The 640-nt window shown below is 51.1% G+C and carries 1 protein-coding gene; it reads left to right on the forward strand.

Translation table 11 applies throughout. The features are described 5' to 3' along the window. Positions 1-77: 77 nt before the first annotated feature. Positions 78-640: DUF3683 domain-containing protein (locus ACTHUR_RS15240; RefSeq protein ID WP_440399469.1), on the forward strand; the 563-nt coding region annotated here is incomplete at its 3' end.

Raw genomic sequence — 640 nt, forward strand, 5'->3', positions numbered from 1 at the left:
CTTTACGCCATCAAGAAGAAATTGCATTTTTCAGACGGCCTTTAATATAAAGACACATCCATCAACGGAACACAACCATGACCACGACTACTGCCCCTCAGCGTATTCGAGAAATTCCCTATAACTATACTTCTTATACCGACCGCGAAATCGTCATCCGACTGTTGGGCGACGAAGCGTGGCAAATCCTGCAAGACCTGCGCGGTCAACGCAAAACAGGACGTTCGGCACGAATGCTGTTTGAAGTATTGGGCGATATTTGGGTGGTCGTGCGCAATCCGTATCTGGTCGATGACTTGTTGGAGCACCCGAAACGCCGCGCCGCGCTGGTGCGGGAAATGCGCCACCGTTTAAACGAAATCCGCAAGCGCCGCGACGACAATCAGCAAGTGGATGTCTTGGTTGCCGCAGCAGAAAAAGCAGTCGAACGTTTTGATAGCAGTTTTGATGAAACCATCCAAAAACGCCATCAGATTTTGGAACGTTTAAGCAAAATCACCAAGCCGCACAATATTATGTTCGACGGGCTGGCGCGGGTAACGCACGTTACTGATGCGACCGACTGGCGCGTGGAGTATCCGTTTGTCGTCGTCAATCCTGATACCGAGGCAGAGATCGCGCCTTTGGTGCGCGCCTTAAT

It is taken from the genome of Neisseria sp. P0021.S007 (assembly GCF_051956855.1).